The 26732-nt window shown below is 69.9% G+C and carries 28 protein-coding genes and 1 tRNA gene; 17 read left to right on the top strand and 12 right to left on the bottom strand.

Going from position 1 to position 26732, the window contains the following annotated elements; all coding sequences use genetic code 11:
• Positions 1 to 228: 228 nt before the first annotated feature.
• Genes ACKOQ4_RS06020 through ACKOQ4_RS06010 form a run of 3 tightly spaced genes read left to right on the top strand, consistent with a single transcriptional unit; the run spans position 229 to position 2141 of the window.
• The gene (locus ACKOQ4_RS06020) at positions 229 to 1521 is read left to right on the top strand and encodes an inorganic phosphate transporter (RefSeq protein ID WP_526289829.1); all 1293 of its coding nucleotides are present in this window, start codon (positions 229 to 231) and stop codon (positions 1519 to 1521) included.
• Positions 1522 to 1537: 16 nt separating this feature from the next.
• Positions 1538 to 1822, top strand: coding sequence for a hypothetical protein (locus ACKOQ4_RS06015; RefSeq protein WP_526289827.1), 285 nt, complete (start codon positions 1538 to 1540; stop codon positions 1820 to 1822).
• 7 nt (positions 1823 to 1829) lie between these two features.
• Positions 1830 to 2141: a DUF3349 domain-containing protein gene (locus ACKOQ4_RS06010; RefSeq protein ID WP_526289825.1), complete on the top strand. Its 312-nt coding sequence runs from the start codon at positions 1830 to 1832 to the stop codon at positions 2139 to 2141.
• Here the strand turns inward: ACKOQ4_RS06010 and ACKOQ4_RS06005 are convergent.
• Genes ACKOQ4_RS06005 through fadD8 form a run of 5 tightly spaced genes read right to left on the bottom strand, consistent with a single transcriptional unit; the run spans position 2138 to position 6617 of the window.
• Entirely contained in the window at positions 2138 to 2524 is a 387-nt protein-coding gene (locus ACKOQ4_RS06005) for a VOC family protein (protein WP_526289823.1), read from the bottom strand. The two genes, ACKOQ4_RS06010 and ACKOQ4_RS06005, sit on opposite strands and share 4 nt — an antisense overlap.
• An 11-nt stretch (positions 2525 to 2535) precedes the next feature.
• Positions 2536 to 3396 (bottom strand): SDR family oxidoreductase, encoded by an 861-nt coding sequence (locus ACKOQ4_RS06000; protein ID WP_526289821.1) that lies wholly within the window; start codon positions 3394 to 3396, stop codon positions 2536 to 2538.
• 10 nt (positions 3397 to 3406) lie between these two features.
• Positions 3407 to 4321, bottom strand: coding sequence for a 1,4-dihydroxy-2-naphthoyl-CoA synthase (locus ACKOQ4_RS05995; protein WP_526289819.1), 915 nt, complete (start codon positions 4319 to 4321; stop codon positions 3407 to 3409).
• 48 nt (positions 4322 to 4369) lie between these two features.
• Positions 4370 to 5023: an HAD family hydrolase gene (locus ACKOQ4_RS05990; RefSeq protein ID WP_526289817.1), complete on the bottom strand. Its 654-nt coding sequence runs from the start codon at positions 5021 to 5023 to the stop codon at positions 4370 to 4372.
• Positions 5010 to 6617, bottom strand: coding sequence for a fatty-acid--CoA ligase FadD8 (gene fadD8 / locus ACKOQ4_RS05985; protein ID WP_526289941.1), 1608 nt, complete (start codon positions 6615 to 6617; stop codon positions 5010 to 5012). The genes ACKOQ4_RS05990 and fadD8 overlap by 14 nt, the downstream gene beginning before the upstream one ends.
• Positions 6618 to 6656: 39 nt before the next feature.
• Between fadD8 and ACKOQ4_RS05980 the strand changes: the two genes are divergently transcribed.
• From ACKOQ4_RS05980 to ACKOQ4_RS05940, 9 genes are all read left to right on the top strand, one after another.
• The gene (locus ACKOQ4_RS05980; protein WP_526289815.1) at positions 6657 to 6917 is read left to right on the top strand and encodes a DUF3253 domain-containing protein; all 261 of its coding nucleotides are present in this window, start codon (positions 6657 to 6659) and stop codon (positions 6915 to 6917) included.
• Between the two features lie 9 nt (positions 6918 to 6926).
• The gene (locus ACKOQ4_RS05975; protein ID WP_526289813.1) at positions 6927 to 8465 is read left to right on the top strand and encodes an MFS transporter; all 1539 of its coding nucleotides are present in this window, start codon (positions 6927 to 6929) and stop codon (positions 8463 to 8465) included.
• A gap of 113 nt (positions 8466 to 8578) precedes the next feature.
• Positions 8579 to 10147 (top strand): long-chain-fatty-acid--CoA ligase, encoded by a 1569-nt coding sequence (locus ACKOQ4_RS05970; protein ID WP_526289811.1) that lies wholly within the window; start codon positions 8579 to 8581, stop codon positions 10145 to 10147.
• Positions 10147 to 11136 carry an o-succinylbenzoate synthase gene (locus ACKOQ4_RS05965; RefSeq protein ID WP_526289809.1) on the top strand — a complete coding sequence of 330 codons (990 nt, stop codon included), beginning with the start codon at positions 10147 to 10149 and terminating at the stop codon, positions 11134 to 11136. Before ACKOQ4_RS05970 ends, ACKOQ4_RS05965 begins: the two co-directional genes overlap by 1 nt.
• A gap of 42 nt (positions 11137 to 11178) precedes the next feature.
• Positions 11179 to 11964: an alpha/beta fold hydrolase gene (locus ACKOQ4_RS05960; protein WP_526289807.1), complete on the top strand. Its 786-nt coding sequence runs from the start codon at positions 11179 to 11181 to the stop codon at positions 11962 to 11964.
• Between the two features lie 32 nt (positions 11965 to 11996).
• Complete coding sequence (menD, locus tag ACKOQ4_RS05955) at positions 11997 to 13622, top strand: 2-succinyl-5-enolpyruvyl-6-hydroxy-3-cyclohexene-1-carboxylic-acid synthase (protein WP_526289805.1); 1626 nt, start codon at positions 11997 to 11999, stop codon at positions 13620 to 13622.
• Positions 13623 to 13766: 144 nt separating this feature from the next.
• Positions 13767 to 14207 (top strand): DUF3592 domain-containing protein, encoded by a 441-nt coding sequence (locus tag ACKOQ4_RS05950; protein ID WP_526289939.1) that lies wholly within the window; start codon positions 13767 to 13769, stop codon positions 14205 to 14207.
• Positions 14208 to 14338: 131 nt separating this feature from the next.
• Positions 14339 to 14503: a hypothetical protein gene (locus ACKOQ4_RS05945; RefSeq protein WP_526289803.1), complete on the top strand. Its 165-nt coding sequence runs from the start codon at positions 14339 to 14341 to the stop codon at positions 14501 to 14503.
• A gap of 13 nt (positions 14504 to 14516) precedes the next feature.
• Positions 14517 to 15206 carry a demethylmenaquinone methyltransferase gene (locus ACKOQ4_RS05940; RefSeq protein WP_526289801.1) on the top strand — a complete coding sequence of 230 codons (690 nt, stop codon included), beginning with the start codon at positions 14517 to 14519 and terminating at the stop codon, positions 15204 to 15206.
• Positions 15207 to 15255: 49 nt separating this feature from the next.
• Here ACKOQ4_RS05940 and menJ read toward each other — a convergent pair whose 3' ends face one another.
• The gene (gene menJ / locus ACKOQ4_RS05935) at positions 15256 to 16509 is read right to left on the bottom strand and encodes a menaquinone reductase MenJ (protein ID WP_526289799.1); all 1254 of its coding nucleotides are present in this window, start codon (positions 16507 to 16509) and stop codon (positions 15256 to 15258) included.
• 21 nt (positions 16510 to 16530) lie between these two features.
• Between menJ and grcC1 the strand changes: the two genes are divergently transcribed.
• Together grcC1 and htpX are read left to right on the top strand one after the other, a co-directional pair.
• Positions 16531 to 17538, top strand: coding sequence for a nonaprenyl/(2E,6E)-farnesyl/geranylgeranyl diphosphat synthase (gene grcC1, locus ACKOQ4_RS05930; protein ID WP_526289797.1), 1008 nt, complete (start codon positions 16531 to 16533; stop codon positions 17536 to 17538).
• A gap of 68 nt (positions 17539 to 17606) precedes the next feature.
• Complete coding sequence (gene htpX, locus ACKOQ4_RS05925) at positions 17607 to 18482, top strand: zinc metalloprotease HtpX (protein WP_526289795.1); 876 nt, start codon at positions 17607 to 17609, stop codon at positions 18480 to 18482.
• Between the two features lie 2 nt (positions 18483 to 18484).
• On the opposite strand, the gene ACKOQ4_RS05920 is transcribed toward htpX, so the two are convergent.
• Positions 18485 to 19657, bottom strand: coding sequence for a hypothetical protein (locus tag ACKOQ4_RS05920; RefSeq protein WP_526289793.1), 1173 nt, complete (start codon positions 19655 to 19657; stop codon positions 18485 to 18487).
• Positions 19658 to 19808: 151 nt separating this feature from the next.
• Here ACKOQ4_RS05920 and ACKOQ4_RS05915 point away from each other — a divergent pair, with 151 nt between their 5' ends.
• Complete coding sequence (locus ACKOQ4_RS05915) at positions 19809 to 20315, top strand: hypothetical protein (RefSeq protein ID WP_526289791.1); 507 nt, start codon at positions 19809 to 19811, stop codon at positions 20313 to 20315.
• A gap of 52 nt (positions 20316 to 20367) precedes the next feature.
• On the opposite strand, the gene ACKOQ4_RS05910 is transcribed toward ACKOQ4_RS05915, so the two are convergent.
• The 3 genes from ACKOQ4_RS05910 to ACKOQ4_RS05900 all read right to left on the bottom strand — a co-directional run bounded on the left by ACKOQ4_RS05910 (position 20368) and on the right by ACKOQ4_RS05900 (position 23514).
• Complete coding sequence (locus ACKOQ4_RS05910) at positions 20368 to 21393, bottom strand: NAD(P)H-dependent glycerol-3-phosphate dehydrogenase (RefSeq protein WP_526289789.1); 1026 nt, start codon at positions 21391 to 21393, stop codon at positions 20368 to 20370.
• 62 nt (positions 21394 to 21455) lie between these two features.
• Positions 21456 to 22970 carry a flavin-containing monooxygenase gene (locus ACKOQ4_RS05905; RefSeq protein ID WP_526289787.1) on the bottom strand — a complete coding sequence of 505 codons (1515 nt, stop codon included), beginning with the start codon at positions 22968 to 22970 and terminating at the stop codon, positions 21456 to 21458.
• Positions 22971 to 23022: 52 nt separating this feature from the next.
• Positions 23023 to 23514 carry a YajQ family cyclic di-GMP-binding protein gene (locus ACKOQ4_RS05900; RefSeq protein WP_526289785.1) on the bottom strand — a complete coding sequence of 164 codons (492 nt, stop codon included), beginning with the start codon at positions 23512 to 23514 and terminating at the stop codon, positions 23023 to 23025.
• 113 nt (positions 23515 to 23627) lie between these two features.
• Here ACKOQ4_RS05900 and ACKOQ4_RS05895 point away from each other — a divergent pair.
• Together ACKOQ4_RS05895 and ACKOQ4_RS05890 are read left to right on the top strand one after the other, a co-directional pair.
• Positions 23628 to 23710 (top strand) — tRNA-Tyr (locus tag ACKOQ4_RS05895).
• Positions 23711 to 24350: 640 nt separating this feature from the next.
• Positions 24351 to 26000 carry a hypothetical protein gene (locus tag ACKOQ4_RS05890; protein WP_526289783.1) on the top strand — a complete coding sequence of 550 codons (1650 nt, stop codon included), beginning with the start codon at positions 24351 to 24353 and terminating at the stop codon, positions 25998 to 26000.
• Here ACKOQ4_RS05890 and ACKOQ4_RS05885 read toward each other — a convergent pair whose 3' ends face one another.
• Both ACKOQ4_RS05885 and ACKOQ4_RS05880 read right to left on the bottom strand, forming a co-directional pair.
• Entirely contained in the window at positions 26001 to 26387 is a 387-nt protein-coding gene (locus tag ACKOQ4_RS05885; RefSeq protein WP_526289781.1) for a DUF2237 family protein, read from the bottom strand.
• 26 nt (positions 26388 to 26413) lie between these two features.
• Positions 26414 to 26732: hypothetical protein (locus ACKOQ4_RS05880; RefSeq protein WP_526289779.1), on the bottom strand; the 319-nt coding region annotated here is incomplete at its 5' end.

Below are 26732 nucleotides of genomic sequence, written 5' to 3'. Positions count from 1 at the left end.
CCGACCGGCACGACTCGATGTCCGGCCTGACCCGATCTTAAGTCCCGCGCGCGCCGGATTGGGTATCTTCGCCGGGCCTTCGGGGCGGCGCGTACCGCGAACCGGCGGAGTACGGATCGTGAACGGCCGATGAACACATGGGCCGTTCGGGGAAACACCGAGGTCATGGAGGTCACCGGTCTGGCGGTTATTCGCCAAACCCGACGCCGACGCAGCACAATGTCGGCCATGGGCACAGAGATGATCATCCTGGTGCTGTTGATCGCCACGGCCCTGGCCTTCGACTTCACCAACGGCTTCCACGACACCGGTAACGCGATGGCGACCTCGATCGCCACCGGCGCCCTCAAACCCAAGGCCGCCGTCCTGCTGGCCGGCGTTCTCAACCTGATCGGCGCCTTCCTGTCGGTCGAGGTCGCGGTGACGGTGACCACGTCGGTGTTGAAGGTCCAGGACGCCAAGACCGGGCACCTGCTGGAGGGCATCGACGCGTCGATGGGTCTGACGATCATCTTCGCCGGCCTGATCGGCGGCATCCTGTGGAACTTGCTGACCTGGCTCTTCGGCATCCCGTCGAGCTCGTCGCACGCGCTGTTCGGCGGCCTGATCGGCGCCGGGCTGGCCGCGCTCGGGCTCAACGGCGTCAACTGGCCGGGTGTCACCCAGAAGGTGCTGATCCCCGCAGTGGCGGCCCCCGTCATCGCCGGCGTCGTCGCCGCCTGCGGAACCTGGCTGGTCTATCGCATCACCCAGAAGGTGCTCAAGCGCCGCCGCGAAGCCGGCTTCCGCTGGGGCCAGATCGCCACGGCGTCTCTGGTCGCGCTGGCGCACGGCACCAACGACGCGCAGAAGACGATGGGGGTCATCGCGCTGGCGCTGATCACCACCGGGCACCTGACCGGGGACGTCAAGAACGACGGTCTGCCGCTGTGGATCATCGCCAGCTGCGCGGTCGCCATCGGCCTGGGCACCTATCTGGGCGGCTGGCGGGTGATCCGCACCCTGGGCAAGGGGCTGGTCGAGATCGAGTCGCCGCAGGGCCTGGCCGCCGAGGCCTCCTCGGCCGCGATCATCCTCAGCTCCAGCGCCGCCGGCATGGCGCTGTCAACCACCCACGTCGCCACCGGTTCGATCCTCGGCAGCGGGGTCGGCAAGCCCGGGGCGCAGGTGCGCTGGGCGGTCGCCGGCCGGATGGCCGTCGCCTGGCTGGTGACCCTGCCGGCCGCCGCACTGGTCGGCGCCCTGTCCTACTGGCTGGCCCATTTCGTCGAGGAGGCCACCGGGTCGGCACTGGCCGGCGACGGGCTGATCTTCGTGATCCTGGTGGCGGCCTCGGGTTACATGTGGTGGCGGGCCCAGCAGCAGAAGGTCGACCACAGCAACGTCAACGCGGACTGGGACGATTCGACGAACTCCGTTGTGCCCGCGGACGTTCGCGAGGCCCGGGTCGCGGCGAAGACCAGCCCGAAGTTGCCCAAGGCCGCCGAACCGCCGGCGCCGAAACCGAAGACTCCGGTGTAGAGGGGAGACGCGACAAATGCACTATCTGGAAGCGGTTTTCAAGGTTCTCGTCGTCGGTCTGATCCTCGGCGCGGGCCTGCCGGCGCTGTTCGCCACCGGGATGCTGGCCTACTCGTTCGGTGCCGGTGGCGAGGAGGCCGACCACGTCATCCACAAGCCGAACCCGCCGCTGAAGTTCCTCGGGATCGCGCTGTTCGGTTTCGTCGCCCTTGTTATCGTCACCGCGGTCGCCTGGATCACCAGGGCGACGATCATCCACCACTTCGGGGTCGACCTGTTCCCCATGTTCCCGAAGAAGTGAGGTAGCCGTGTCCGTCGAACACCAAGAGGGCTTCGTCGACAACGTGGTCGGATGGCTCCACGAGGGCTATCCCCACGGCGTGCCACCCAAGGACTACTTCCCCCTGCTGGCGCTGCTGATGCGGTCGTTGACCGAGGAGGAAGTGATCAAGGCCGCCCGGACCATCGTCCGTCACGCCGACGCCGACACCCCGGTGAGCGAGGAGCAGATCCGCAACGCGATCCACGAGGTGATCGAGAAGGAACCCAACCCCGAGGAGATGCGTCAGGTGGCCGCGCGGCTGGCATCGGTCGGCTGGCCACTGGAGGACGGCCGCTAAGCCGGTCCCGCCCGTCGCAGCGGGTGGCTCTCCGGCACCTCGACGAAGATCAGTGTGATCCCGTCGGGATCCCGCACGTGCATCTCGTGCAGCCCCCACGGTTCCTGTCGCGCCTCCCGGGCGATCGCGACGCCGCGTCCGCGTAATTCGTCCTGCGTGGCGGCGATATCGCGGACCTGCAGCCACAGCGCGCCGGCGAAACCGTCCCCGGCGTCTGCCGGCCGGCCGTGCCCGGCCACTTCGATCAGTGACTGTCCGGCGAAAAACACCGTGCCGCCGGGGTATTCGCGGGCGATCGCCAGCCCCAGTGCATCGCGGTAGAAGGCAAGCGTGCGTTGGTAGTCCGCGGGTCGCAGCAGCATCCGGCTGGCCAGAATCTCCATACGTCCATCCCTCAGATCGGCTGAATCCGTTGACGCTTGAGCACGGCGTTGAGCAAGCCCGGGGCGACGACGTCGATGGCCCGGGCCGAGATACCGGCCCGTGGGGCGATCCGCACCGGTCGGTGCCGGGCCGCGTCGATCATCCACTGCGCGGCCTCCCGCGGGCTCAGCGCCGGCATGCCGGTGTATTCCTTGGTGGGAGCGATCATCGGGGTGGCCACCAGCGGGTAGTAGAGCGTGGTCGAGTGCACGCCGTTGCGGGCCCACTCCGTCTCGATCACCCGGCTCACCGCGCTCAGCGCGGCCTTGGAGGCGTTGTACACGCCGAACAGGGGAGAAGCCTCGCTGAGCACCCCCCAGGTCGCGACGTTGATGATGTGGCCGTCCCGGCGCTCGATCATCCCGGGCGCCAGGCCGCGGATCAGCCGCAGCGGGGAGAAGTAGTTCAGCGCCATCGTGCGTTCGACGTCGTGCCAGCGGTCCAGGGACTCGGCGAGCGGACGGCGGATCGACCGGCCGGCATTGTTGACCAGGATGTCGACCCCGCCGAAACGCTGCTCGACGGTTTCGGCCAGGGCGTCGACGGCGTCGAGGTCGGAAAGGTCGCAGGGGATGGCGGCGGCGGTGCCGCCGGCGTCGGCGATCCGCGCCGTCAGCGCATCGAGCAGGTCGGCGCGGCGTGCCACGACGATCACCTCGGCACCCTCCTCGGCGAACCGTTCGGCTCCCGCCTCCCCGATACCCGAAGATGCCCCGGTGACCAGGACGCGCTTGCCGCGCAAGCGAATTCGGGTCCGGCTGGGCACACTCGGCGGCGGGCGCAGGCCGGCCAGGGTGACGGCTTCGGTCAGCTTCCGGCGCAGCGGGGTCACGGAACCGAGTCTAGAAATAGCGGGGGAACGCGCCCCAGTCCGGGTCCCGCTTCTGCAGGAACGCGTCGCGGCCCTCCACGGCCTCGTCGGTCATGTAGGCCAGCCGGGTGGCCTCTCCGGCGAAGAGTTGCTGGCCCACCAGGCCGTCGTCGAGCAGGTTGAAGGCGAACTTCAGCATCCGTTGCGCCTGAGGTGATTTGCCGTTGATCTCGCGTGCCCAGTCCAGGGCGACGTTCTCCAGTTCGGCGTGCTCGGCGACGTCGTTGACAGCACCCATCCGGTGCATCTGCTCGGCGGTGTAGGTGCGGCCCAGGAAGAAGATCTCCCTGGCGAACTTCTGGCCCACCTGACGGGCCAGGTACGCGCTGCCGTAGCCGCCGTCGAAGCTGCCGACGTCGGCGTCGGTCTGCTTGAACCGGGCGTGCTCCCGGCTGGCCAGGGTCAGGTCGCACACCACGTGCAGGCTGTGGCCGCCGCCGGCCGCCCATCCGTTGACCAGACAGATCACCGGTTTGGGCATGAACCGGATCAGCCGCTGCACCTCCAGGATGTGCAGCCGGCCGGCGCGGGCGGCATCGACGGTGTCGGCGGTGTCGCCGCTGGCGTACTGGTAGCCGGTGCGGCCGCGGATGCGCTGGTCCCCGCCCGAGCAGAACGCCCATCCGCCGTCCTTGGGCGACGGGCCGTTGCCGGTCAGCAGGACCACGCCGACGTCGGGTGACATCCGGGCGTGGTCCAGCGCCCGGTAGAGCTCGTCGACGGTGTGCGGGCGGAAGGCGTTGCGCACCTCGGGCCGGTTGAACGCCACCCGGACGGTGGGCCGCGCCACGCCCGCCTCGAGATGGCGGTGGTAGGTGATGTCGGTGAGGTCCTCGAATCCCTCGACGGGCCGCCAGAGGGCCGGATTGAACGGGTTGTCGCTCACTCCGGTGACGCTACGCCAAGCCTGGTGGGCATCCCGTCCGGTGGGGAGTCACAACGCCAGCCCCTGTTCACGCAACGCCGCGATCAACCCCGCGGGGCGACTGGCGATCGGCAGCGGTTCGACCCAGGCGAACGCACAGCCCAGGGCGCGCGCCGCACCGTCGTTCTCCTCGCTGTCACCGACCATGAGCGCGTGCTGCGGTTGCACTCCTACAGCCGACAGCGCCGTCTGGAATATGCGCGGGTCCGGCTTGGCCGCACCCACTTCGAACGACAGCGTGTAGTGATCGGGACGCGCGCCCGCCGCCTGGAGAACCGACCGGATGTCCCAGGCGATGTTCGAGACCACCGCGGTGCGGATCCTCTTGTCGCGCAACGCGTCCAGCACCCGGACGGTGTCGGGGTAGACGGCCCACTCGGCCGGATCGACGCAGCGCTGATAGAGCGCCTCGGCGTGTTCGTCGGGCAGTCCCGCCTCGCGCAGCACATGCAGGTAGGCGGTCCGGTGCTTGCGGGGGTCGAGGTCGCGGTGCGCCCAGGCCTCGTGGCTCACGCTCGCGGTGGGATGGGTCATCCGGTCCATCACCTCGGCCCGGCGCCGCGCGTCCAGATCCATCCCGGCAAACCACTGGTCGTTCTCCTCCAGGCTGGCCAGCGTTCCGGAGAAGTCGAACAGGACCGCCCGGACCTCACCCGACGGCACGATCCGAACCCTCCCAGAACCGGGCCCGCACCGCCTTCTTGTCCGGTTTGCCCAGGGCGGTCACCGGCACCGAGTCGGCCACGACGACCCGCTTGGGCGACTGGACCGCCCCCTTGCGCTGTTTGACCGCGTCCTGGATCTCGGCGGTCACCCGCGCGACCGCGGCCTCGTCCCGGGGATGATCGGGCCGCAGCACGATCACCGCGGTCACCGCCTCGCCCCATCTGTCGTCCGGGGTCCCGATCACGCAGACCTGCGCCACCGCCGGATGCTCGGCGACGACGTCCTCCACCTCGCGGGGGAACACGTTGAACCCGCCGGTGACGATCATGTCCTTGACCCGGTCGACGATGTGCCAGAAGCCGTCCTCGTCCTCCCGGGCCATGTCGCCGGTGTGCAGCCAGCCACCGGAGAAGGTCTTTGCGGTCTCATCCGGCAGGTTCCAGTAACCGCCGGCCAGCAGCGGCCCCGACACGCAGATCTCGCCGACCTCGCCGCGCGGCACCGGTCCTCCGTCGCTGTCCAGCAGCGCGGTGCGCGCGAACAGCGTCGGTCGACCGCACGAGGTCAGCCGTTTGGCGTCGTGGTCGCCCCTGGCCAGGTAGGTGATCACCATCGGGGCTTCGGACTGCCCGTAGTACTGCGCGAAGATCGGCCCGAACCGTTCGATCGCCTCGGCCAGCCGGACCGGGTTCATCGCCGAGGCGCCGTAGTACACCGTCTCCAGCGACGACAGGTCGCGGGTGTGCGAATCGGGATGGTCCATCAGTGCGTAGATCATCGACGGCACCAGCATGGTTGCGGTGATCCGGCGCTCCTCGATGACCTGCAGCACCTCGGCCGGATCGAACTTCGGCAGCACGATCATCTCGCCGCCCTTGACGATCGTCGGGGTGAAGAACGCCGCCCCCGCATGCGACAGCGGGGTGCACATCAGGAACCGGGGGTGCTGCGGCCACTCCCACTCCGCCAGCTGCGCGGTGGTCATGGTCATGATCGAACTGACCGTGCCGATCACGCCCTTGGGCTTGCCGGTGGTGCCGCCGGTGTAGGTCAGACCGCCGATGTGGTCGGGTGGAAGATCGGCCGCCGCCAACGGCTTCGGCGGGTACTGCGCGGCCTTGGCGATGAGGTCCACCGCCTCGGCCCTCGACGCGGTCAGTTCGGCCGGCACCGGCCCGAGCGTCAGCACCTGCCGCAGCGAGGGGACCTTCTCCAGCAGGCCGGCCGCCCGCTCGACGAACATCGGGTTGGGGTCGATGATCAACGCGGTGGCGCCGGCGTCGGCCAGCACGTAGGCGTGGTCGTCGAGCGATCCCAGCGGATGCAGCGCGGTGCGCCGGTAGCCCTGGGTCTGTCCGGCGCCGATGATCATCAGCACCTCGGGCCGGTTGAGCGACAGCAGCCCGACGGTCGCGCCGGTGCCCGCCCCGAGCGCCTCGAACGCCTGGATGAACTGACTGATGCGGCCGGCCAGTTCGCCGCCGGTGAGGGTGGTCTCGCCGAGGAACAGCACCGGCCGGGTGGCGTTGCGGTGCAGCGCCCCGACGGTCAGGTGGCCGGAATGCAGCGGATGGCGCAAATGGTCGGTCATGAGTGACACGTCGGTCATGAGTGACACAGTAGAGCGCGTATGTCCGACCGCGAACCGCCGGACGACGCGCTGCGCGCGGCGATCCTCGACCTGCTGTCCCGACGTGCCGGCAGCATCTGCCCGTCGGAGGCGGCCCGTGCCGTCGGGGGCGCGGGCTGGCGGGATCTGATGGAGCCGGCCCGCCAGGCGGCCCGCGCCCTGGCCCGCGCCGGGGTCGTCGAAATCACCCAGGGCACCACCGCGCTGGACCCGGACGGCACCTGGCGCGGACCGGTCCGCATCCGGCCGCGTCGGGCATAACATCGACCAATGCCGGAGACACCTGCCAAGGCCGAGGTGTCCGGCCTTGCCGCGACAATGACCATCGCCGCGATGGGTCTGGGTTACAGCATCACCGCCGCCGACCCGACCACGCTGTCGGCCAACCTCGCCGAAGTCCGCAAGGGCCTCCAATTCACGCCTGCCACAGCCAGTTTCCTGGCCAGCCTGTGCACCCTGACCCTGGCCGCCGCGGTGCTCGGTGCGGGTGCGCTGGGGGATCTGGCCGGAATGAAGCGGATGTTCGTCATCGGCACCTACGGTTCCATCGTTTTCGGCGTGCTCGGCGCCGTCGCCCCGCATGTGGCCGTGCTGATCATCGCCCGCGCCGGCCTCGGGATCGCGTTCGCGTTCGTGCTCGGGCTCTCGCTGGCGATCATCAACGCGGTCTTCCCGCCCGGCCGCAGGGCCGCCGCGATCGCGGCCTACCTGGGTGCGGGCCATGCGCTTGCGGTGTTCCAGCCTGCCCTCGGGGGCTGGCTGGCAAGCCATTACGGCTGGCGGACATGCCTACTTGTCACCCCGGCGCTGGCCCTGCTCACCCTCGTCATCACCCTCCGCTACGTGCCGGAGACCGTCAAAGACCAACGCAAGCTGGACATTCCGGGGATCGCGCTGATCGCGGTCGCTCTGGTCACCGTCATCTACGGACTGACCGAACTGCAGGGCGGCGTCAGCGCCGGGGCTCTGGTCCTGATCGCGGTCGGCCTGGCGCTGGGGGTGGCGTTCGTGCTGTGGGAGTTGCACACCGACACCCCCGCCCTGGACATGCGGATCTTCCGGTCGGGCCGGTTCAACGCGGCGCTGATCGCCGGGGCCACCTTCAACTTCCTCGGCGGCGGCGGCACCATCCTGTTCGCCTACTACCTGGTCACCCTCCGCGGCAAGTCTCCCGAAGTCCTCGGGCTGCTCCTGATCCCCGCGATGCTGATCGCGTCGGGGGCCGCGGTGCTGGCCGGCCGGGCCGTCGTCCGCTTCGGCGAGCGGGCGGTGCTGGTGGCCGGTTTGGTGATCCTGCTGGCCAGCATGCTCATGCTGGTGGTGCTGGACACCCGCACCCCGATCGCCTACCTGGGAATCGCCGTCGCGCTCAACGCAATCGGCGGCGCCGTGGTGCAGACACCCCAGTCGACGATCATGATGTCCAGTGCGCCGCCGGAACTCGGCGGGGTGGTGTCTGCGGTCAAGCCGGCGGTGGGACAGGCCGCCTATTCGCTGGGTCCGGCGCTGTTCGCCCTGGTGGGCACCACGCTGTTCCTGCGTGACGGCCGCCGCAAGCTGGAGGGCTCCGGCATCAGCGAGGAGCAGGCCCGCGACGCCCTGCGGGTGGCGCACGGCGGCGCGCCCAGCCCCGCGGCGGGCAGCGAGGTGCTGGATCCCGAACAGGCCCGCTGGGTGGTCTCGGAGTCCACCGGCAGCTGGCTCTCGGCGATCCACGACGTGAGCCTGATCATGGCGGTGGTGCCGGCGGCCGCGATCGTCGCCGCGCTGGTGTTGCTGCGGCCGCGGGCAGCGGCCCGGCCGGACTGAGCGTTGTTCGCCGCAACCGCGGGTCGACGGGCCGTTAGCGGCGAGGACAAGCACGGTCACCGATTGCGGGAAACCGGTCGATCGGGAGGGCAGCTGGTGGCACGCTGATGCGTATGGAACAAGCCCCGGAACCGCGCTTTCTCGACGACCGCCTGTCCTACTGGGCCACGGTGAAACCGGACGAGGAGGCGATCAGTTACCTGGGCCGCAGCTTCACCTGGGCCAAGTTCGACGACCGGGTGCGCCGGCTGGCCGGCGCGCTGTCCGAGCGTGGCGTCGGGCGCGGCGACGTGGTGGCCTTCCTGGACAAGAACCACCCGGCCTGCGTGGAGACCACGCTGGCCGCGGCGAGCCTGGGCGCGGCGACGGCGATCATCAACTTCCGGCTTGCCGCCGACGAGATGGACTACGTCCTCAACGACTCCGGCGCCAAGCTCATCATCGTCGGCGAGGAACTCAGGGATTCGGTCGACAAGATCCGTGACCGCATCCCCGGCGTCGAGCACGTCGTCAGCGTCACACCGTCCGGAGCCGACGGCGACGAGTACGAGGCCATGCTGGCCGAGGCCACCCCGCGCGGACGCGGCGCGGACGTGCAGCCCGAGGACGTGTGCGTGATCATGTATTCCTCCGGAACGACCGGAAAGCCCAAGGGTGTCAGGCTTTCCCAGGCCAACCTGGTGGCGCACACCCTCAACGCCGCGACCTTCCAGTTCGACGCCGATGACATGAACATGGTCTCCATGCCACTGTTCCACGTGGGCGGCTCCTCCTATGCGCAGCTGGGCATCCACGCCGGCATCCCCAGCATCGTGACCCGCGAGGTGGACGGCCCGACGCTGGGCGCGGCGATACTGCAGGGCGCCACCCGGACCTTCCTGGTCCCCGCGGTGCTGGGCAAGGTGATGGAGGCCGGACCCGGCGCCATCGAGATCTTCAACAAGTTGCGCACCTTCGTCTACGGCGCCTCTCCGATGCCGCCGGCCCTGCTGGCCAAGGCACTGGCAGCGTTCCCCGACACCGACTTCGTGCAGGTCTACGGCCTGACCGAGGTGTGCGGAGCGGTCACCCAGCTGTCCCCTGAGGCCCACCGCGACCCGTCCCACCCCGAACGGCTGACCAGTGCCGGCCAGCCCGCGCAGAAGGTCGAGGTCCGCGTCGTGAACCCCGACACCCTCGAGGATGTGCCGGTCGGGCAGCCCGGGGAGCTGTGGTTCCGCACTCCGCAGCTGATGGACGGCTACCACAACAAGCCGGAGGCCACCAAAGAAGTGATCACGGCCGACGGCTGGTTCCGCACCGGCGACATCGGCCGGGTCGACGACGAGGGCTTCGTCTTCGTCGAGGACAGGCTCAAGGACATGATCATCTCCGGCGGGGAGAACATCTACTCCGTCGAGGTGGAGCGGGCGCTGACCGACCATCCGGCCGTGCTGGACGCCGCTGTGTTCGGGATCCCGGACGAGAAGTGGGGTGAGTCGGTCAAGGCCGTCGTCGAACTGTCCGAGGGCCAGCAGACCACCTCCGAGGAGCTGATCGCCTGGTGCCGGGAGAAGCTGGCGCACTACAAGTGCCCCAAGAGCGTCGACATCATGGACGTGCTGCCCCGCAACCCGACCGGCAAGCTGCTGAAGAAGGACCTGCGCAAGCCCTACTGGGAGAACCGCGACCGCGCCATCTGATGCGTCCCGCGCTGGAGGACCTGCTGGACCGGCTGCATGTCCTGGCGCTTCCCATGCGGGTGCGGTTCCGCGGAGTCACCGTTCGTGAAGTGGCGCTCGTCGACGGGCCCGCCGGCTGGGGCGAGTTCGGGGCGTTTCCCGAGTACGGGCCTGCCGAGGCGGTGCACTGGCTGGCCTCGGCTATCGAATCTGCCTATCGCCCAAAGCCTTTGGCCTTGAGGCAGCGTATCCCGATCAACGCCACCGTGCCCGCGGTCGGACCGGCGGAGGTGCCCGGCGTGTTGGCCCGGTTCCCGGGTGCGACGACGGCGAAGGTCAAGGTCGCCGAGGCCGGGCAGACGCTGCGGGACGACGTGGAACGGGTGAACGAGGTTCGGGCGCTGGTGCCCACGGTGCGGGTGGACGCCAACGGCGGCTGGAGCGTCGATCAGGCGGCAGCCGCGCTGCGTGCGCTGACCGCCGACGGGCCGCTGGAATACGTCGAGCAGCCCTGCCGCACGGTCCCGGAACTGGCCGAGGTCCGCGCCCGCACCGATGTCGCGGTGGCCGCCGACGAGAGCATCCGCAGGGCGCAGGACCCGCTGGCCGTGGTGCGGGCCGGAGCCGCCGACGTCGCCGTGCTCAAGGTCGCCCCGCTGGGCGGAATCGCCGCGGTGCTCGACATCGCCGCCCGGGTCGACATCCCGGTGGTCGTCTCCAGTGCCCTGGACTCGGCGGTCGGGATCGCGGCCGGACTCGCGGCGGCTGCCGCGCTGCCCCGTCTGGAGCACGCCTGCGGCCTGGGCACCGGAGGACTGTTCGTCACCGACGTCGCCGATCTCGAGGTCCTCGACGGTCACCTTCCCGTCGTCGGCGTCACCCCGGACCCGGACCGCCTGAGAAGTCTGGCCGTCCCCGCCGAACGTCGCCGGTGGTGGGTTGACCGGGTCCGGGAGTGCTATCCGCTTCTGATCGATCAGTCCTCGTCGGGGCAGACGGCGTCCGGATAGACCGTTGCCGGGAATTCAACGGCGCACTGCTACCGTCGCGCCGTGACGAACCTGCTCTACGACGACACCGGTTCGGGTGACCCGGTGCTGTTCATCGCCGGAACCGGCGGGGCCGGCCGCACCTGGCACATCCATCAGGTCCCGGTGTTCCAGCGGGCGGGCTACCGCTGCGTCACCTTCGACAACCGCGGAGTGGCGGCCACCGAGAACGCCGACGGGTTCGACACCGCTCAGATGGTCGCCGACACCGTCGACATCATCGAGACCGTGATCGGCGGGCCCACCCGGGTGGTGGCGATGTCGATGGGCGCGTTCATCGCCCAGGAGTTGATGCTGGTGCGGCCCGACCTGGTGCGCCAGGCGGTGCTGATGGGCACCCGGGGCCGGGTGGATCCCACTCGTCTGGCGTTCCGGACCGCGGACCTCGAACTCGCCGAGGCCGGAGTCGAGCTGCCGGCCTCCTTCGCCGCCAAGATCCGCATCCTGGAGAACTTCTCGCCCAAGACCATCAACTCCCCGGCGATCGACGAGTGGCTGCAGATGTTCACCGCGTTCCCGCTCAAGCGGACCCCCGGATGGCGTGCGCAGCTGGCGGTGGCGCCGACGGAGAACCGGCTGCCGGCCTACCGCTCGATCCCGACCGAGGTGCTCGTAATCGGCTTCGCCGACGACGTCGTGACCCCGCCGGCCCTGGGCAGGGAGGTGGGGGAGGCGATCCCCCGCGGCCGCTACGTCCAGATCGCCAACGCCGGACACCTCGGATTCCTGGAGCGTTACGAGGCGGTCAACCGGGCCATGCTGGACTTCTTCGCCGGAACGCTTATTTAGTCGCGGTTCACCGGCTGTGCCACCCTGTAGGGGTGAACCCCTCGACGACTCAGGCCCGGGTCGTCGTCGACGAACTGATTCGCGGCGGCGTCCGTGACGTCGTGCTATGCCCCGGCTCCCGCAACGCCCCGCTTGCTTTCGCCCTGGCTGACGCCGACCGCGCGGGACGGCTGCGGCTGCACGTGCGCATCGACGAGCGCACCGCAGGCTACCTGGCCATCGGGCTCGCGGTCGGCAGCGGCCGGCCGGTGCCGATAGCGATGACCTCGGGCACCGCGGTGGCCAACCTCGGTCCGGCCGTGGTCGAGGCCAACTACGCCCGGGTGCCACTGATCGTGCTGTCCGCCAACCGGCCCTACGAGTTGCTCGGCACCGGCGCAAACCAGACCATGGAGCAGCTGGGTTACTTCGGCAGCCAGGTGCGCGCCGCGATCAGTCTGGGGCTGGCGGAGGACGACCCCGGGCGGACGGCGGAGTTGAACGCGTCGTGGCGTTCGGCCACCTGCCGGGTGCTCGCCGCCGCCACCGGGGCTCGCACGGCCAACGCCGGGCCGGTTCAATTCGACATACCGCTGCGTGAACCCCTTGTGCCCGATGAGAATTCGGATCCGCAGGATTTCCCGGCGGGCCGACCCGACGCTCGACCATGGACCTCCACCCCGCCGGTCAGCTTCGACGAACCGGTTTGTGTGGACCTCACCGAGGACACCGTGGTCATCGCCGGCCACGGGGCGGGAACTCATCCGAACCTGGCGCATCTGCCCACCGTCGCCGAGCCGACGGCCCCGCACCCGGCCACTCCGCTGCATCCGCTGGCGCTGACGCTGCTGCGGCCGCGGCAGGTGATCATGCTGGGCCGGCCCACCCTGCACCGGCCGGTCTCGGCCCTGCTGGCCGACCCCGCGGTGCCGGTCTACGCGCTGACCACCGGTCCGCGCTGGCCGGACGTGTCCGGGAATTCGATGGCCGCCGGCACCCGCGCGGAGACCGTCGGCACGCCCGACCCGGACTGGCTGCGCCGCTGCGCCGAGGCCGGCGCCCGTGTCAACTCCGTGGTCGCCGAGCAACTGGCAGCCCACCCGCTGACCACCGGGCTGCACGTGGCCGCCGCGGTTGCCGCCGCGCTGCGGCCCGGCGACCAGCTGGTGCTGGGCGCCTCGAACCCGGTTCGCGACGCGGCCCTGGCCGGGCTGTGCACCGCGGGCGTCACGGTGCGGTCCAATCGCGGGGTGGCCGGCATCGACGGCACCGTGTCCACGGCCATCGGCGCGGCGCTGGCGCACACCGGGCGAACCGTCGCCCTGCTGGGCGATCTGACCTTCGTCCACGACGCCTCCGGCCTGCTGATCGGCCCCACCGAGCCCATCCCGCACGACCTGACCATCGTGGTGTCCAACGACAACGGCGGCGGCATCTTCGAGCTCCTCGAGCAGGGTGACCCGCGGTTCTCCGACGTCTCATCCCGGGTGTTCGGCACTCCGCACGACGTCGACGTCGGCGCGCTGTGTCGCGCATACCACGTGGACGCCCGCCAGATCGAGGTCGGCGATCTGGGTGCGGCCCTCGAGGAACCGCACGACGGCATACGGGTGCTGGAGGTCAAAGCGGACCGCTCGTCGCTGCGACAGTTGCACGCCGCGATCCGGGCGGCACTGTGATCCGGGCGGCACTGTGACCCGGGCGGCACTGTGACCCGTGCCGGCCGGCTTCCGGCCCGCGCCGTGCTCGCGCGGATTCGGGCCATGGTGGAGGCAGCGCTGCCGAGCCGGGATCCCGACCTGCCCGATCCGCTGGACCGCAAGATGCTGCGCTGGGCCAAGATGGCGGTCTGGGTCCTGATCGGGATCGTCACCCTGCAGTCGGTCCTGCTCGTCGTCGGCGCCTGGCGCAACGATCGCCAGATCGAACGGCACCTCGCAGTTGCCGAGGCGGAGGTGCTCTCCGCCGGTCCGCGCCGCTCGACCATCGAGTTCGTCACACCTGATCGCGTCACCTACCGGCCCGAGTTGGGGGTGCTGTACCCCTCGGAGCTGGCGACCGGGATGCGCATCTACGTCGAGTACGACAGGAACAACCCGAACATGGTCCGGGTGCAGAACCGGAACGCGACCCTGGCGATCATCCCGGCCGGCTCGGTCGCGGTCGCCGGCTGGCTGATCGGCGTGGGACTACTTGCGGGGCTGGTTCGTCTGGAGCGCGGGAGGCCCGTCGCGCAACAGAGCCGAAACACAATGTTCACGTGAGATTCCGCTAAGACCTCTTCCGTCAACGGTGTGGCCCGGCGCACAATGGGTAGACAACTCAACGACGATCAAATTCCAACACGTGCAAGCACTTTCACGCACAGCTCTGATGATTGGGGAGGTGTTCACAGATGAGTGACAGCTCGTTCCGGGATGATCTACAGGGTTTCGCCGTAGAACTGCGCCAGTTGGCGTACACCATGCCGGCCGGACACGAGGACCGGCTGATCCACCTCAGCGAGCGGATGGCCGCTCGCTCTCGTCAGGCCGCGGAGTTCTCCAAGCGCCGCGCTTGATAGCGTCGGCCGGGTGAGCCGCGCGTCCCTGGACAAGGATCCTCGCGACGTCGCGTCGATGTTCGACGGCGTGGCCCGACGGTACGACCTCACCAACACTGTGCTGTCCCTCGGCCAGGACCGGTTCTGGCGGCGTGCCACCCGCGCGGCGCTGGGAGTCGGCCCGGGCGACCGGGTCCTCGATCTCGCCGCCGGTACCTCGGTGTCCACCGAGGAACTGGCGAAGTCCGGTGCCTGGTGCCTGGCGGCGGACTTCTCAGTGGGCATGCTGCACGCCGGGCACCGGCGCGCCGTCCCGAAGATCGCCGCCGACGCCACCAGGCTGCCGTTCGGCGACGGCATCTTCGACGCGGTAACCATCAGCTTCGGCCTGCGCAATGTCGTCGACCCGGGTGCGGGCCTGCGCGAAATGGCCCGCGTCGTCAGGCCCGGCGGTCGACTGGTCGTCTGCGAGTTCTCCACGCCCACCGTGCCGGTGTTCGCCACCGCCTACAAGGAATACCTGATGCAGGCACTGCCCAGGGTGGCTCGCGCGGTGTCGAGCAACCCGGAGGCCTACGTCTACCTCGCGGAGTCCATCCGGGCCTGGCCGGACCAGGCCGGCCTGGCCCGCCGCATCGCGGAGGCCGGCTGGACGCGGGTTCGGTGGCGCGATCTGACCGGCGGCATCGTCGCCCTGCACGCGGCGGTCAAGCCGGCCTGAACCGCCCACCGCACGAGAGCGGCGCGAAACGGCGGCGCGAAAAAGCTGACTAGCTGAACGGCTTGCGGTGGTCGGCGAGGCGTGAGGTTGCCCCGGCGAATCGCCACGCCCGTGCGACCCGGTCGGTGTCCTCGTCGGTTACCAGATTGCCCATCACCCGCACCGCGACACCCATCAGCGCCGTCGAACGCATGGCCAGCGGGCCGGTCATCGGCAGAAACCTCGGCATCGTGAGCAGCAGCCCGAGTCGGCGGGCCACCGAGAATCCGCGGCCATAGTGGGCCTGCAGCAGCGCCGGCCAGGCCGACGCGATGTCCGCGGACCCCAGCAGTCCGGCCGCCAGCCGCCCGGTCTCCAGGCCGTAGTCGATGCCCTCGCCGTTGAGCGGGTTGACGCAGGCGGCGGCGTCACCGACGAGCATCCAGTTGACCCCGGCCACGCCTGATACCGCCCCGCCCATCGGCAGCAGCGCCGAGGACACCGCGCGCGGCGGGCCGTCGAACCCCCACTCGGCGCGCCTGGACTGCGCGTAGTGCTTGAGCAGCGGCCGCAGCGCGACGTCGGCCGGACGCTTGGCGGTGGCCAGCGCCCCCACGCCCAGGTTCACCTCGCCGTTGCCCAACGGGAAGATCCAGCCGTAACCGGGCAGCACCTGGCCGTCGGCCGACCGCAACTCCAGGTCCGAGGAGATCCACGGCTCGTCGGCCCGCGGCGAGCCCAGGTAGGCGCGGGCCGCCACCCCGTACACCGTCTGCTGATGCCACTGCCTGCCCAGCACCCTGCCCAGCGGAGAGCGTGCCCCGTCGGCCACGATCAGCCAGCGGCAGGACACCCGGCGGCCGTCGGCAAGTATCACCGATTCGACCCTGTCGGCTGAATTCCGTTCCGCATCAACGGCTTTACTGCCCAGCAGCATCGACACCCCGGCCTCTTCGGCGGCTTGCCGGATCCGGTCGTCGAGTTCGGTGCGCGGTACGGCCGAGCTCTGCGCGGGGAACGAGGGCCCGGGCCAGCGCACCTCGACCGAGCTTCCGAATCCGGCCATCCGCAGCCCGTGGTGACGGATCCGGCCGTCCAGCCAGTCGCCCAGCCCGAGCAGCTGCAGCTCGGCGACCGCCCGCGGGGTCAGCCCGTCGCCGCAGGCCTTGTCCCGCGGGAACTCGCAGGCGTCGATCAGCAGAACCTCGCGCCCTGCGCGGGCGGCCCACGCCGCCGCCGCCGAGCCCGACGGGCCGGCCCCGACTACGACGACCTCGGCACCGGTTTGCCGGTGCCGGTCGACCTGATGCGACGGTGCGTCCACGCCTCACAGTATGTTGGCAGCGTGAGGACACCGGCGACTGTGGTGGCGGGGGTTGACTTCGGTGACCCGGATTTCGCCCAGCGCGTGCGTGCCGGGGTCGCCCGTGTCGAGGATCTGATCTCCACCGAACTGCGCGGTGCCGACGACCTGATGACCGAGGCGGTGCTGCACCTTTTCGAGGCGGGCGGCAAGCGGTTCCGGCCGCTGTTCACCGTGCTGTCGGCCCACGTCGGCCCCGAGCCGGAGAACCACGACGTCACCGTCGCCGGCGCGGTCATCGAGCTGGTCCACCTGGCCACCCTCTACCACGACGACGTCATGGACGAGGCCCAGGTGCGCCGGGGCGCCCCGTCTGCCAACGCCCGCTGGGGCAACAACATCGCGATCCTGGCCGGCGACTACTTGTTCGCGACCTCGTCGCGGCTGGTGTCCGATCTGGGGCCGGAGGCGGTGCGCATCATCGCCGACACCTTCGCCCTTCTGGTGACCGGACAGATGCGGGAGACCAAGGGGGTGCTCAACGGCGGAGACGCGGTCGCGCACTATCTGAAGGTGGTGTCGGAGAAGACCGCATGCCTGATCGCCGCGGCCGGCCGGTTCGGCGGCACCTATTCCCGTGCGACGCCCGATCAGGTGGAACGGCTGGGCCGTATCGGCGGGATCATCGGCACGGTGTTCCAGATCTCCGACGACATCATCGACATCGAGAGTGACCCGGACGAGTCGGGCAAGCTGCCCGGCACCGACCTGCGCGAGGGCGTGCACACCCTGCCGGTGCTCTACGCCCTGGCCGAGACCGGTCCGGCTGCCGACCGGTTGCGGGAACTGCTCAAGGGCCCGGTGACCGACGACGGCGCGGTCGCCGAGGCGCTGGCGCTGCTGCGCGCCTCCGGTGGGATAACCGCGGCCAAGGCCACCGTGCAGCAGTACGCGGCCCAGGCCCGGGCCGAACTGGCTGGGCTGCCCGAGGGTCCCGGCCGGCGCGCCCTGGCTTCGCTGGTCGACTACACGGTTAACCGGCACGGTTAGCCTGAACCGGAACTTCCCGGCCCGCGCGAGGCGTTAGTCTGCCGAGAAGCCTTCCGAGGAGGACCTAGATGACCTGGCATCCCACCGCCAACCGGATGAAGACGTTCCTGCTGCTCGTCGGCATGTCGGCGCTGATCGTCTTCATCGGCTCGCTGTTCCAGAACCGCTCGGTGCTCTGGTTGTCGGTGTTGATGGCGGTCGGCATGAACATCTACGTGTACTTCAACAGCGACAAGCTGGCGCTGAAGGCCATGAACGCCCAACCGGTCACCGAGGTGCAGGCCCCGCAGATCTACGCCATCGTCAAGGAACTGGCCACCACCGCGCACCAGCCGATGCCCCGGCTCTATATCGCCGATACGGCCAACCCCAATGCCTTTGCTACCGGGCGAAATCCGCGCAATGCCGCCGTGTGCTGCACCACCGGCATCCTGAACATCCTCAACGAACGCGAACTGCGCGCCGTGCTCGGCCACGAGTTGTCCCACGTGTACAACCGCGACATCCTGATCTCCTGCGTCGCCGGCGCGCTGGCGTCGATCATCACCGGCCTCGCGCAGATGGCGATGTTCGCCTCCTACTCAGGTGGCCGCGGGCGGCAGGGCGGTGGGGTGAATCCGCTTGCCATGCTTCTCGTTTCGCTGCTCGGCCCGTTCGCGGCGACTCTGATCAAGATGGCCGTGTCACGGTCGCGGGAGTACCAGGCCGACGAGTCGGGTGCCGAGCTGTCCGGCGACCCGATGGGCCTGGCCTCAGCGCTGCGCAAGATCAGCGGCGGCGTCGAGATGGCTCCGCTGCCGGACCAGCCCCGGCTGGCCGACCAGGCGCATCTGATGATCGCCAACCCGTTCCGCGCCGGGGACCGCATGGGGAAGCTGTTCTCCACGCATCCGCCGATGGAGGAACGCATCGCGCGGCTGGAGAAGATGGCCGGCGGCCGGTAGCGCTACGGGGTGTCGGCGCCGGCGGAGGACTTGCCGGCTCCCGAAGTGCTCGTGCCGGAGGTGCCGCCGGCTCCGGAAGTGCTCGTGCTGGAGGTGCCGCCGGCTCCCGATGTGCTCGTGCCGGAGGTGCCGCCGGCAGTCTTGGCCGAACCGCCCCCCGCCGAAGCGCCGTTCACGCCGGTGGCGCTCTTCGGGGCCCGCTGCCGGCCGGCGCCCTTTCCGGGCGTGGTGGTGTCGCGACCGGAAGCTCCCGGACTGACCACCTTGCCAACCGCGTCGGTGACCGATTTCACCACCGATCCCAGCGCGTCCTTGACCTTGCCCGGGAGATTCGCCGGACCGCTGGGGGCCGGCACGTTCTCGGCCGGACCCTGGTCGGAACCGAAGTCGAGCGGCGTCTTGGTGACGCTCACCTTGGGAACGCTCGGCATGTCGTCGGGGTCCAGCGCGGCCGTCTCCGGGGCGGGCGGGCCCGGGTCGATGGCGGGCGCCACGACCTCCGGGGACGGCGGCAGCAGAACCGGCGCCGTCGTCGCGGGCACGTCCACCGGGGCGACGGACGGAACCGTGGGCGCGGCGGACAGGGTCGGGACCGGGGGCATCAGCGTCCGCAGTTCGGCGGGCAGCGCCTCGGTGAGGGTCTTGTACGCCACCACGGTCAGGTCGTTGACCTTCTGCACGATGGCGACGACGCCGTCGGGGTAGGTCACCGTTGTGACATTGGTCACCGGATCGGTTTTGCAGCTCACCGAGCCGGTGCAGTCGACTCGTCCCTGCGAGTCGACCACCGGTTTGGCGGGAATCATGCCGGCGACCTTGGTGGCCGGGGCAGCGGTCATGCCGGTGCTGGGATCGGTGGTCGGGAACACGCTGATCGTGGTCGTGCCCGGGGTGGAACCTGCCTCGACGGCCACCCGGTAGGAGGTGGGCGGGGCGGCGCCGGTCGCCGGACCGGGGCCCTTGAGAAGGGTCGCCAACTCGGTTGGGTCGCTCGCCCCGTCACCGATGGCGAGCACGTCAGAGGGGGTTTTGGCGAAAACGTCCAGCGGGCCGCCGAAGCTGGCGTGAACGAAGCCGTCGGGAGTCTGGGCGGTGGAGGCGAGCGCCATGAAGCCTGCGGCGACGCCGACGGCCGTTGCGACCGCGCGCGCCCCGTCCTTCATGCGGCGATGCACGTCCCCACCTCCCTCGGCTCTCAGCTTCCGTTAATGCCAATCCTAGCTTAGGTCATCCCGTCCTGTTTTAATACGCGGGTTCGTGCTCGTCCGCGTTCGGTACGGTGTTGTTATGTTACTCAGGTTTCTTATCGCTACTGGTGTGGCGGCAGTGGCTGGTGTGATTCTCTCGCCGGGCGCCGCAGCAGACCCAGCTCCGGAGCCGTCGATCCCCGATGTCAACGCCTACATGCCGGTCAACCCGGCCAACTACACCACCAACAAGGGCAGGTGGTTCGCCTTCGCCGGGCCGCCCGGGGTGGTCTGCGTCCTGGACAACCTGAACGGCGACTACGGCTGCAGCGGCCCGCTGCCGGGGGCGCCCGACGGTGCGAACCTGGTCAGTGGGGGTCCGGTGGGGGCGCCGACGTTCTCCACGACCGACGCTGCCATCTACGCCGCCGCCGGTGAGGTCAAGGCGCTGCCGCCGAACACCCGGATCAGCTACCGGCAGGTCAGCTGCGGGGTCGACGACGCCGGCGTGGTGGCCTGCCTGAACAGCCGCGACCAGGTCGGTTTCGTGATCGGTCCCACCGGGACCTTCATCGACGCCACCAACCCGCTGGTGGACCGACCGGACGGCGCCAACCCGCCGGTCCCGACCCTGCCGCCCGGCTGAGTCAGAACCCGGGCCGGGTCGGAACCCGGGCCGCGTCAGAACCCGGGCCGCGTCAGAACGGAGTGCCGTCGACCTCGTGGCCGGGCTTGTGCGCCATCAGGCCGCGGTAGGCCTGCTCGACGGTCGAGCCGTGGTTCACCACCGCGTCGACCTCGTGCGCGATCGGCATGGTCACCCCGTATTTCTCGGAGAACTCCATGATCACGCTGGCCGCCTTGACGCCCTCGGCGACCTGATTCATGCCGGCGATGATGTCCTGCACGGACTTGCCCGAACCGAGTTCCTCGCCGACGTGGCGGTTGCGGCTGCGCTTCGAGGTGCAGGTGACGATCAGATCGCCCATCCCGGCCAGTCCGGAGAATGTGTCGCGCTGGCCGCCCATGGCCTCGCCCAGTTTGGACATCTCCCGCACCGCCCGCGTCATCACCATGGCTCGGGTGTTCTCGCCGATGCCCAGCGAGTAACCCATGCCGACGGCGATGGCGTAGACGTTCTTCAGCGCGCCGGCGATCTCAACTCCGGTCACGTCGTCACTGGTGTAGGTGCGAAACCGGCTGGTGCGGAACATGCTCGCCAGATTGCCGGCCAGGTTGCGGTCCGGCATCGCCAGCACGGCGGCGGCGGCATAGCCCTCGGCCACTTCGCGGGCGATGTTGGGTCCGGCCAGGATTCCGGCCGGGTGGCCCGGCAGCACCTCCTCGACGATCTGGCTCATCCTCATGTTGGTGCCCTGCTCGAGACCCTTGACAAGGCTCACCACCGGAACCCACGGGCGCAGTTCTTTGGCCAGTTCGATGAGTACGCCGCGGAAACCATGGGAGGGCACTCCCATGACGATGACGTCCGCTCGATTGGCAGCCTCGGCGAAATCAGTTGTGGCGGAAAGGCCCTCCGGTAACTCGACCTCCTCGCCGAGATACTCCGAATTGCGGTGGTTCTTGTTGATGTCCTCAGCGGTGGCAGCCGAGCGCACCCACTGCAGGGTCGGGCCGCGGCGCGCGCAGATGGACGCGACGGTGGTACCCCAGGAACCACCGCCGAGCACGACGACTTGCGGTTGGCGGCGATCAGTTGTCATGGCTGTAAACCTAGTGCCGACGACGACCGCTCACCCGCCGTTTGGGTCAGCTACCCAGGGCGCTATCGGGTCAACTGCGCAGGTGCCGCGACGCGGCCGAACACCATGTCCTCGTCGATCCGGTCGAGAAGGCGGAAGTCGATGGCGTCGGCGAGGAAGTCCTGACGCACCGTCCATGGTCGCTTGACTCCCGACTTGGGCAGGGCGTGCGGGCTGCGCCGGACGTAGCCGGCCTGGAGATCCCAGGTCGGCTTCTCGGGGATCGGCCCGGAACCCAGATGCGGGTAGGCGTGGGTGTAGCCGTGGTCGTCCATGTAGTCGAGCAGTTTGGTGGCCGCCCGGGCGGTCATGTCGGCCCGCAGCGTCCAGGAGGCGTTGGTGTAGCCGATGCACCAGAACAGGTTGGGCACGTCGTCGAGCATGTGCGCCTTGTAGGAGAACCGTTCCTGCGGCTTGACCTCCACACCGTTCACGCTCACGCGAATCCCGCCGAGCGCCTGCAGCACCAGACCGGTGGCCTTGACGATGATGTCGGCGTCGAGGTGCCGGCCGGACCTGCAAGCGATGCCGGTCTCGTCGACGTGGTCGATGTTGTCGGTGACCACCTCCAGTGCGCCTCTTCTGATCTCTTCGAAGAGGTCTCCGTCGGCCACCAGGCACATGCGCTCGTCCCACGGGTTGTACCGCGGCTTGAAGTCGCGCTCCACCGGGTAGCCCGCCGGGAGATACTTGGCGTTCTGCCAGCGGACCACCTTTTTCATCCCGCTCGGCAGACCGCGGGAGAAAATCCAGACGATCTTCTCGAACATCAGGCCGAGCATGCGGACGATCCGGTAGGAAACCTTGGCGGGCAGCAGGTTTCGCACCGGCTGCGGAATCGGATTACGCCGCGGCATGGAGAACAGATAGCCCGGCGAGCGTTGCAGCATGGTGACGTGTGCGGCCCGGCGGGCCAGTGCCGGCACCATCGAGACGGCGGTGGCGCCGGAGCCGATGACGACGGCTCGCTTGCCGGTGTAGTCGAGGTCATCGGGCCAGAGCTGGGCGTGCACGACCCGGCCCCGGAAGCTTTCGATGCCGGGGAAGTCGGGGCTGTAGGGCTCGTCGTAGTTGTAGTAACCGGTGCCGAAGAACACGAAGCGGCTGCGGTAACGGACGGACTTGCCGTCCCGGGTGACGTGCAGTGTCCAGGTGTCGGTGGCGGAGTCCCAGTCCGCGGAGTGCACGTGGGTGCCGAACCGGATGTGCGGGTAGATGCCGTGTTTGCGCGCGGTGTTCTCCACGTAGTCGCGGATCACGTCGCCGTCGGCGACCCAGTCCTGCCCGGTCCACGGCTCCCATGGCCAGGACAGCGTGAAGATGCTCGAGTCCGACCGCACGCCCGGGTAGCGGAACAGGTCCCAGGTGCCGCCGATGCGTTCGCGCCGTTCGAGCACGACGTAGCTGGTGCGGCGGCTTCGCCGGCCGAGGTGGTAGGCGGCGCCGATGCCGGAGATGCCCGCGCCGATGATCACGACGTCGTAGGTGCCCCCGTCGGATTCGGCGGACGCGTCGGCGGTATCCGGGGCGGTGGCCATGTGACCACCATAGGCAGGCCGCCGGGGGTCGGCCAGGGGTCTTTCGGCGCTGCTAGCGGTAGTTGACGAACTGCAGCGCGACCTCGAGGTCGGCGCCCTTGAGCAGGGCCTGGACGGCCTGCAGGTCGTCGCGGCTCTTCGAGCTCACCCGAACCTCGTCACCCTGGATCTGGGTCTTGACGCTCTTGGGCCCCTCGTCGCGGATCAGCTTGGTGATCTTCTTGGCGTTCTCGCTGGTGATGCCCTGTTTGAGGGTGCCGGTGACCTTGTAGGTCTTGCCCGACGCCTGGGGTTCGCCCGCGTCGAAGGCCTTCATCGAGATGTCGCGGCGGACCAGCTTCTCCTTGAACACGTCGACGGCGGCCTTGGCCCGCTCCTCGGTGGAGCTGACGATCTCGATGACCTCGTCGCCCTTCCAGGCGATGGAGGTGTCGGTGCCGCGGAAGTCGAAGCGGGTGGCCAGTTCCTTGCCCGCCTGGTTCAGGGCGTTGTCGACCTCCTGGCGGTCGACCTTGCTGACGATGTCGAACGACGAATCTGCCACTGTCGGCGCCTCCTCGGTGTCCCAGCCGGTCGGGTATCGGCCGGTTTGTGTCCGGGGTACATCCTCGTTGTACCCTGCTAGACGCATCAAACCGGCCGGTTCGGTTTGATCCAGGCAGGTTGCCCGAGCGGCCAATGGGAGCGGACTGTAAATCCGTCGGCGGAAGCCTACACAGGTTCGAATCCTGTACCTGCCACAGAGCTCACCGGCATTTGCTGCTGCCGTCCGGTTTCGCTGTTTAGCAAATTCACGGCCTGCGTGATAGCCTTCGGCGTTAATTTGCTGGATGGGCAGGAGCTTAGATGAGTCACGGGCAGACGAACCGGGGGCGCCACGGCGGACGGGCGTACCGCGCCGGGCGGATCGGGGCCTTTGCCCTGCTACTCGGTGTGGGCGGCGTCATCACGCCGGTGCCGGCCGCGGCGGTCGGGGACACCGGTTCGCCGGCGGACACCACGGCGTCGGCGGGGACGGTCGACCCCTCCCGGCCCTCGGCTCCGCGGCGCGCGAGGGGTGGCCGCGGAGTCGGGGCGGATCATGATGCCGGCAGTGCCCAGGCGCCCGCGGCCGACCGGCGATCGCCGCGTCGGTCGAAGAGTTCCGCCGCCGCCGCGAGCGCAGCCTCACCGGGTCCGGGTCGGACCCGGATCGTGGCCCCCGCGGCCGCCACCGGGAAGCCCCACGAGGTCCGCGGTTTCGCAGACGTCGAATCACCAACGCCAAGTGCGGGTTCGGATGCAGCGGCTGCACTGACCGATACCCCGGTGCCGTCTTCGCCGTCAGCCCGCTCGGGTATCGCGACTTCCGCCTTGCTGCCCGTCGCGGCGACGCCGGCGATGACGGTAGCCGCGCCCCGGGGCGCGATGGCCTCCGCCGACCCGCTGGCGTGGCTCGGCGGCGGCCGCGATCCGCTCGCGCCCGTCGCCGTGCCGATAGGCTGGGCGGCCCTGGCGGTGAGCCGGCGCGAACTCAAGCCCGCCGCGTCCGCCCCCGCGCCGGCGGCGTCGGTGTCCGCCGCGGAGCCGGCGCCGTCCGCGCTGACCGAAGCGCTCGGCCGCCCCGGTGCCCGTGACGCGCTGACCGTCGCCGCCAAAGAGTTCGCCCTGGCCGCCGCCGGCGGCGGCAATACTGTCGACGCACTGCAGCGCGGCATTAGCTCGCTGGAGAATGATCCCATCTTCAGCGACATCACCCTGGATTCGCTGTTGACCGATCCGGCCCTGCCGCAGGCCGCCGGATCGGCAACCGCCGCGGTGGTCAGTGCGCTGGCCGCCGACCCGGAAGTCCGGGCCGCCGTCGGCAAGGCGATCACCGACTATCTGGGCCCGGCGCTGGGTGGGCTGCCGGCGGGCATCGCCCCGTCGGTGGCCGACGCCGCGGTGGCCCTGCTGGCCGATCCGGCGGCCGGTCAGGCGCTGGGGTCGGTGGCGGGCTCGATGGTCGGGGTTTTCCTCGGCCACCCCGGCGTCGTACCCGGACTCAGTGCCGCGGCCTACCAACTCCAGGCGGCGCTGAGCGGCGAGGGTTTCGGCGCCTCGCTGGACTCGGCGTGGGAGGCCGTGCGGGCCGTCTCGGCCGTTCGGGACGGAATCGTCAGTGCCGTCACCGCGGGGGTTGACACGGCGCTGACCGAACCCGGCCTGGTCGCCGCCCTCGGCTCAGCGGCGACCGCGCTGGTCGGCGATCTGAGTGCCGATCCGTCCACCTGGGCGCTGGCCGCGGATCTGCTCGGGCCCGGCTACGGTGACGCGATCGTCGGCCTGCTGTCCGATCCGGCGGCCGCGGCCAACCTGGCGCAGACGGCGGGCGCGGTGCTCACCGGATTCCTCGGTCAGCCCGGTGTCGCCGCCGCGCTGTCGGTGGCCGCCGGCGATCTCGCCGATGCGCTGCTGTCCGGAACGGAGCCGACCGCCGCCGCGACCCTGGTGTTCGAACGACTGCAGGGCGATCCCGCCGTCGCCGAGGCCGTGAGCGTCGCCGCCTCAGCCGCGTTGCGAGCGATCCTCGGCGACCCCGGTGTCCAGGACGCCGTCGGCGGGGTGGCCGAGAAGGTCGTGGTCGGTCTGGTCTCCGGCGCGGTCGGCGCCGCCGATCTGAGTCCGGCGGTCAGCGGACTGGTGACCGTCGCGGTCGACTCCCTGCTGGGCGACGCCGCGGTGCAGAGCCTGATCAGCGACATCGCGCCGGCCGTCGTCGGAGCCGGCGTGTCCGGTGATCTGGCCGGCACCGTGATCCAGGCGGTCGTCGACCGGCCCGCCCTGCAAACCGCCGTCGGCACCGCGGTCGGCGCGGCAGTCGGTTCCCTCATCGGGGACAACCCGATCGGCAAGTTCGTGGCTGAGGCCGTCGGGAAGGGCGTGACGGCGCTGATCCGCGCCGTCGTCCGGTTCGCGCCGCTGCTGACCGGACTGGGGTTCACCCTGCCCGGCCCCGCGGCCGCCGAAAGCCGTTCGGGCAGCGGCTATCTGGTCGCTGTCGCGCAGTAGTCACAGACCTGCCGGGTCGTCCGGCACGTCGACCGCGTGTTGGCGAAGGGCATCCAGCGGAACCACGGCCAGGGTGCTCTCGTGCGTCGCGGCCAGCACCACCGGTGCCGCGCAGCCGTCGCGGTAGGCGCGCAGCCAGTTGCGGGCGGTGACGCACCACCGGTCGCCGGGCACCAGGCCGGGGAACCGGTAGGCCGGCATCGGGGTGCTCAGGTCGTTGCCGATGGCGCGTTGGTGCTCGAGGAACTCCGCGGTGACGACCGCGCAGATGGTGTGCAGGCCGCGGTCCTCAGGCCCGGACGAGCAGCAGCCGTCGCGATAGAAGCCGGTCAGCGGCTCTACCCCGCACGGGTCCAGCGGCCCGCCGAGTACGTTGCGATCCGTCACCGGGTCAGTATCCCCGACACGGCGGCCTAGGACCGGTGCTCCGGGTAAGGCCCCTCGCGCACAACGTGATTCAGTGACTTCATCACGCCGATCACCTCCTCGCGGCGGTCATGGAGAAAGGCCGGGACGCAGCGCTGCCAGTCCGCGACGGAGGGCACGTAGGCGACCGGAGGCTCGACACCCCACCCGCAGCCGAAGCAGAACGACCGCCCGTCCTCATCGGTGACGATGAGCTCCTCCTTCCACTGGGTGTGGCCGCGCAGTGTCACAGCGGCGGAGGGCGTCAGTACCAGCCCGGCGGCAGTCCGCCGGGAAAGCATTGCCCGCCCAGTCCGCACGGGGGCC

The organism is Mycobacterium sp., from assembly GCF_046095365.1.
Lineage (GTDB): Bacteria > Actinomycetota > Actinomycetes > Mycobacteriales > Mycobacteriaceae > Mycobacterium.
Note: the sequence above shows the minus strand (reverse complement) of the source record. Positions and strands in the feature narration are given on the sequence as shown.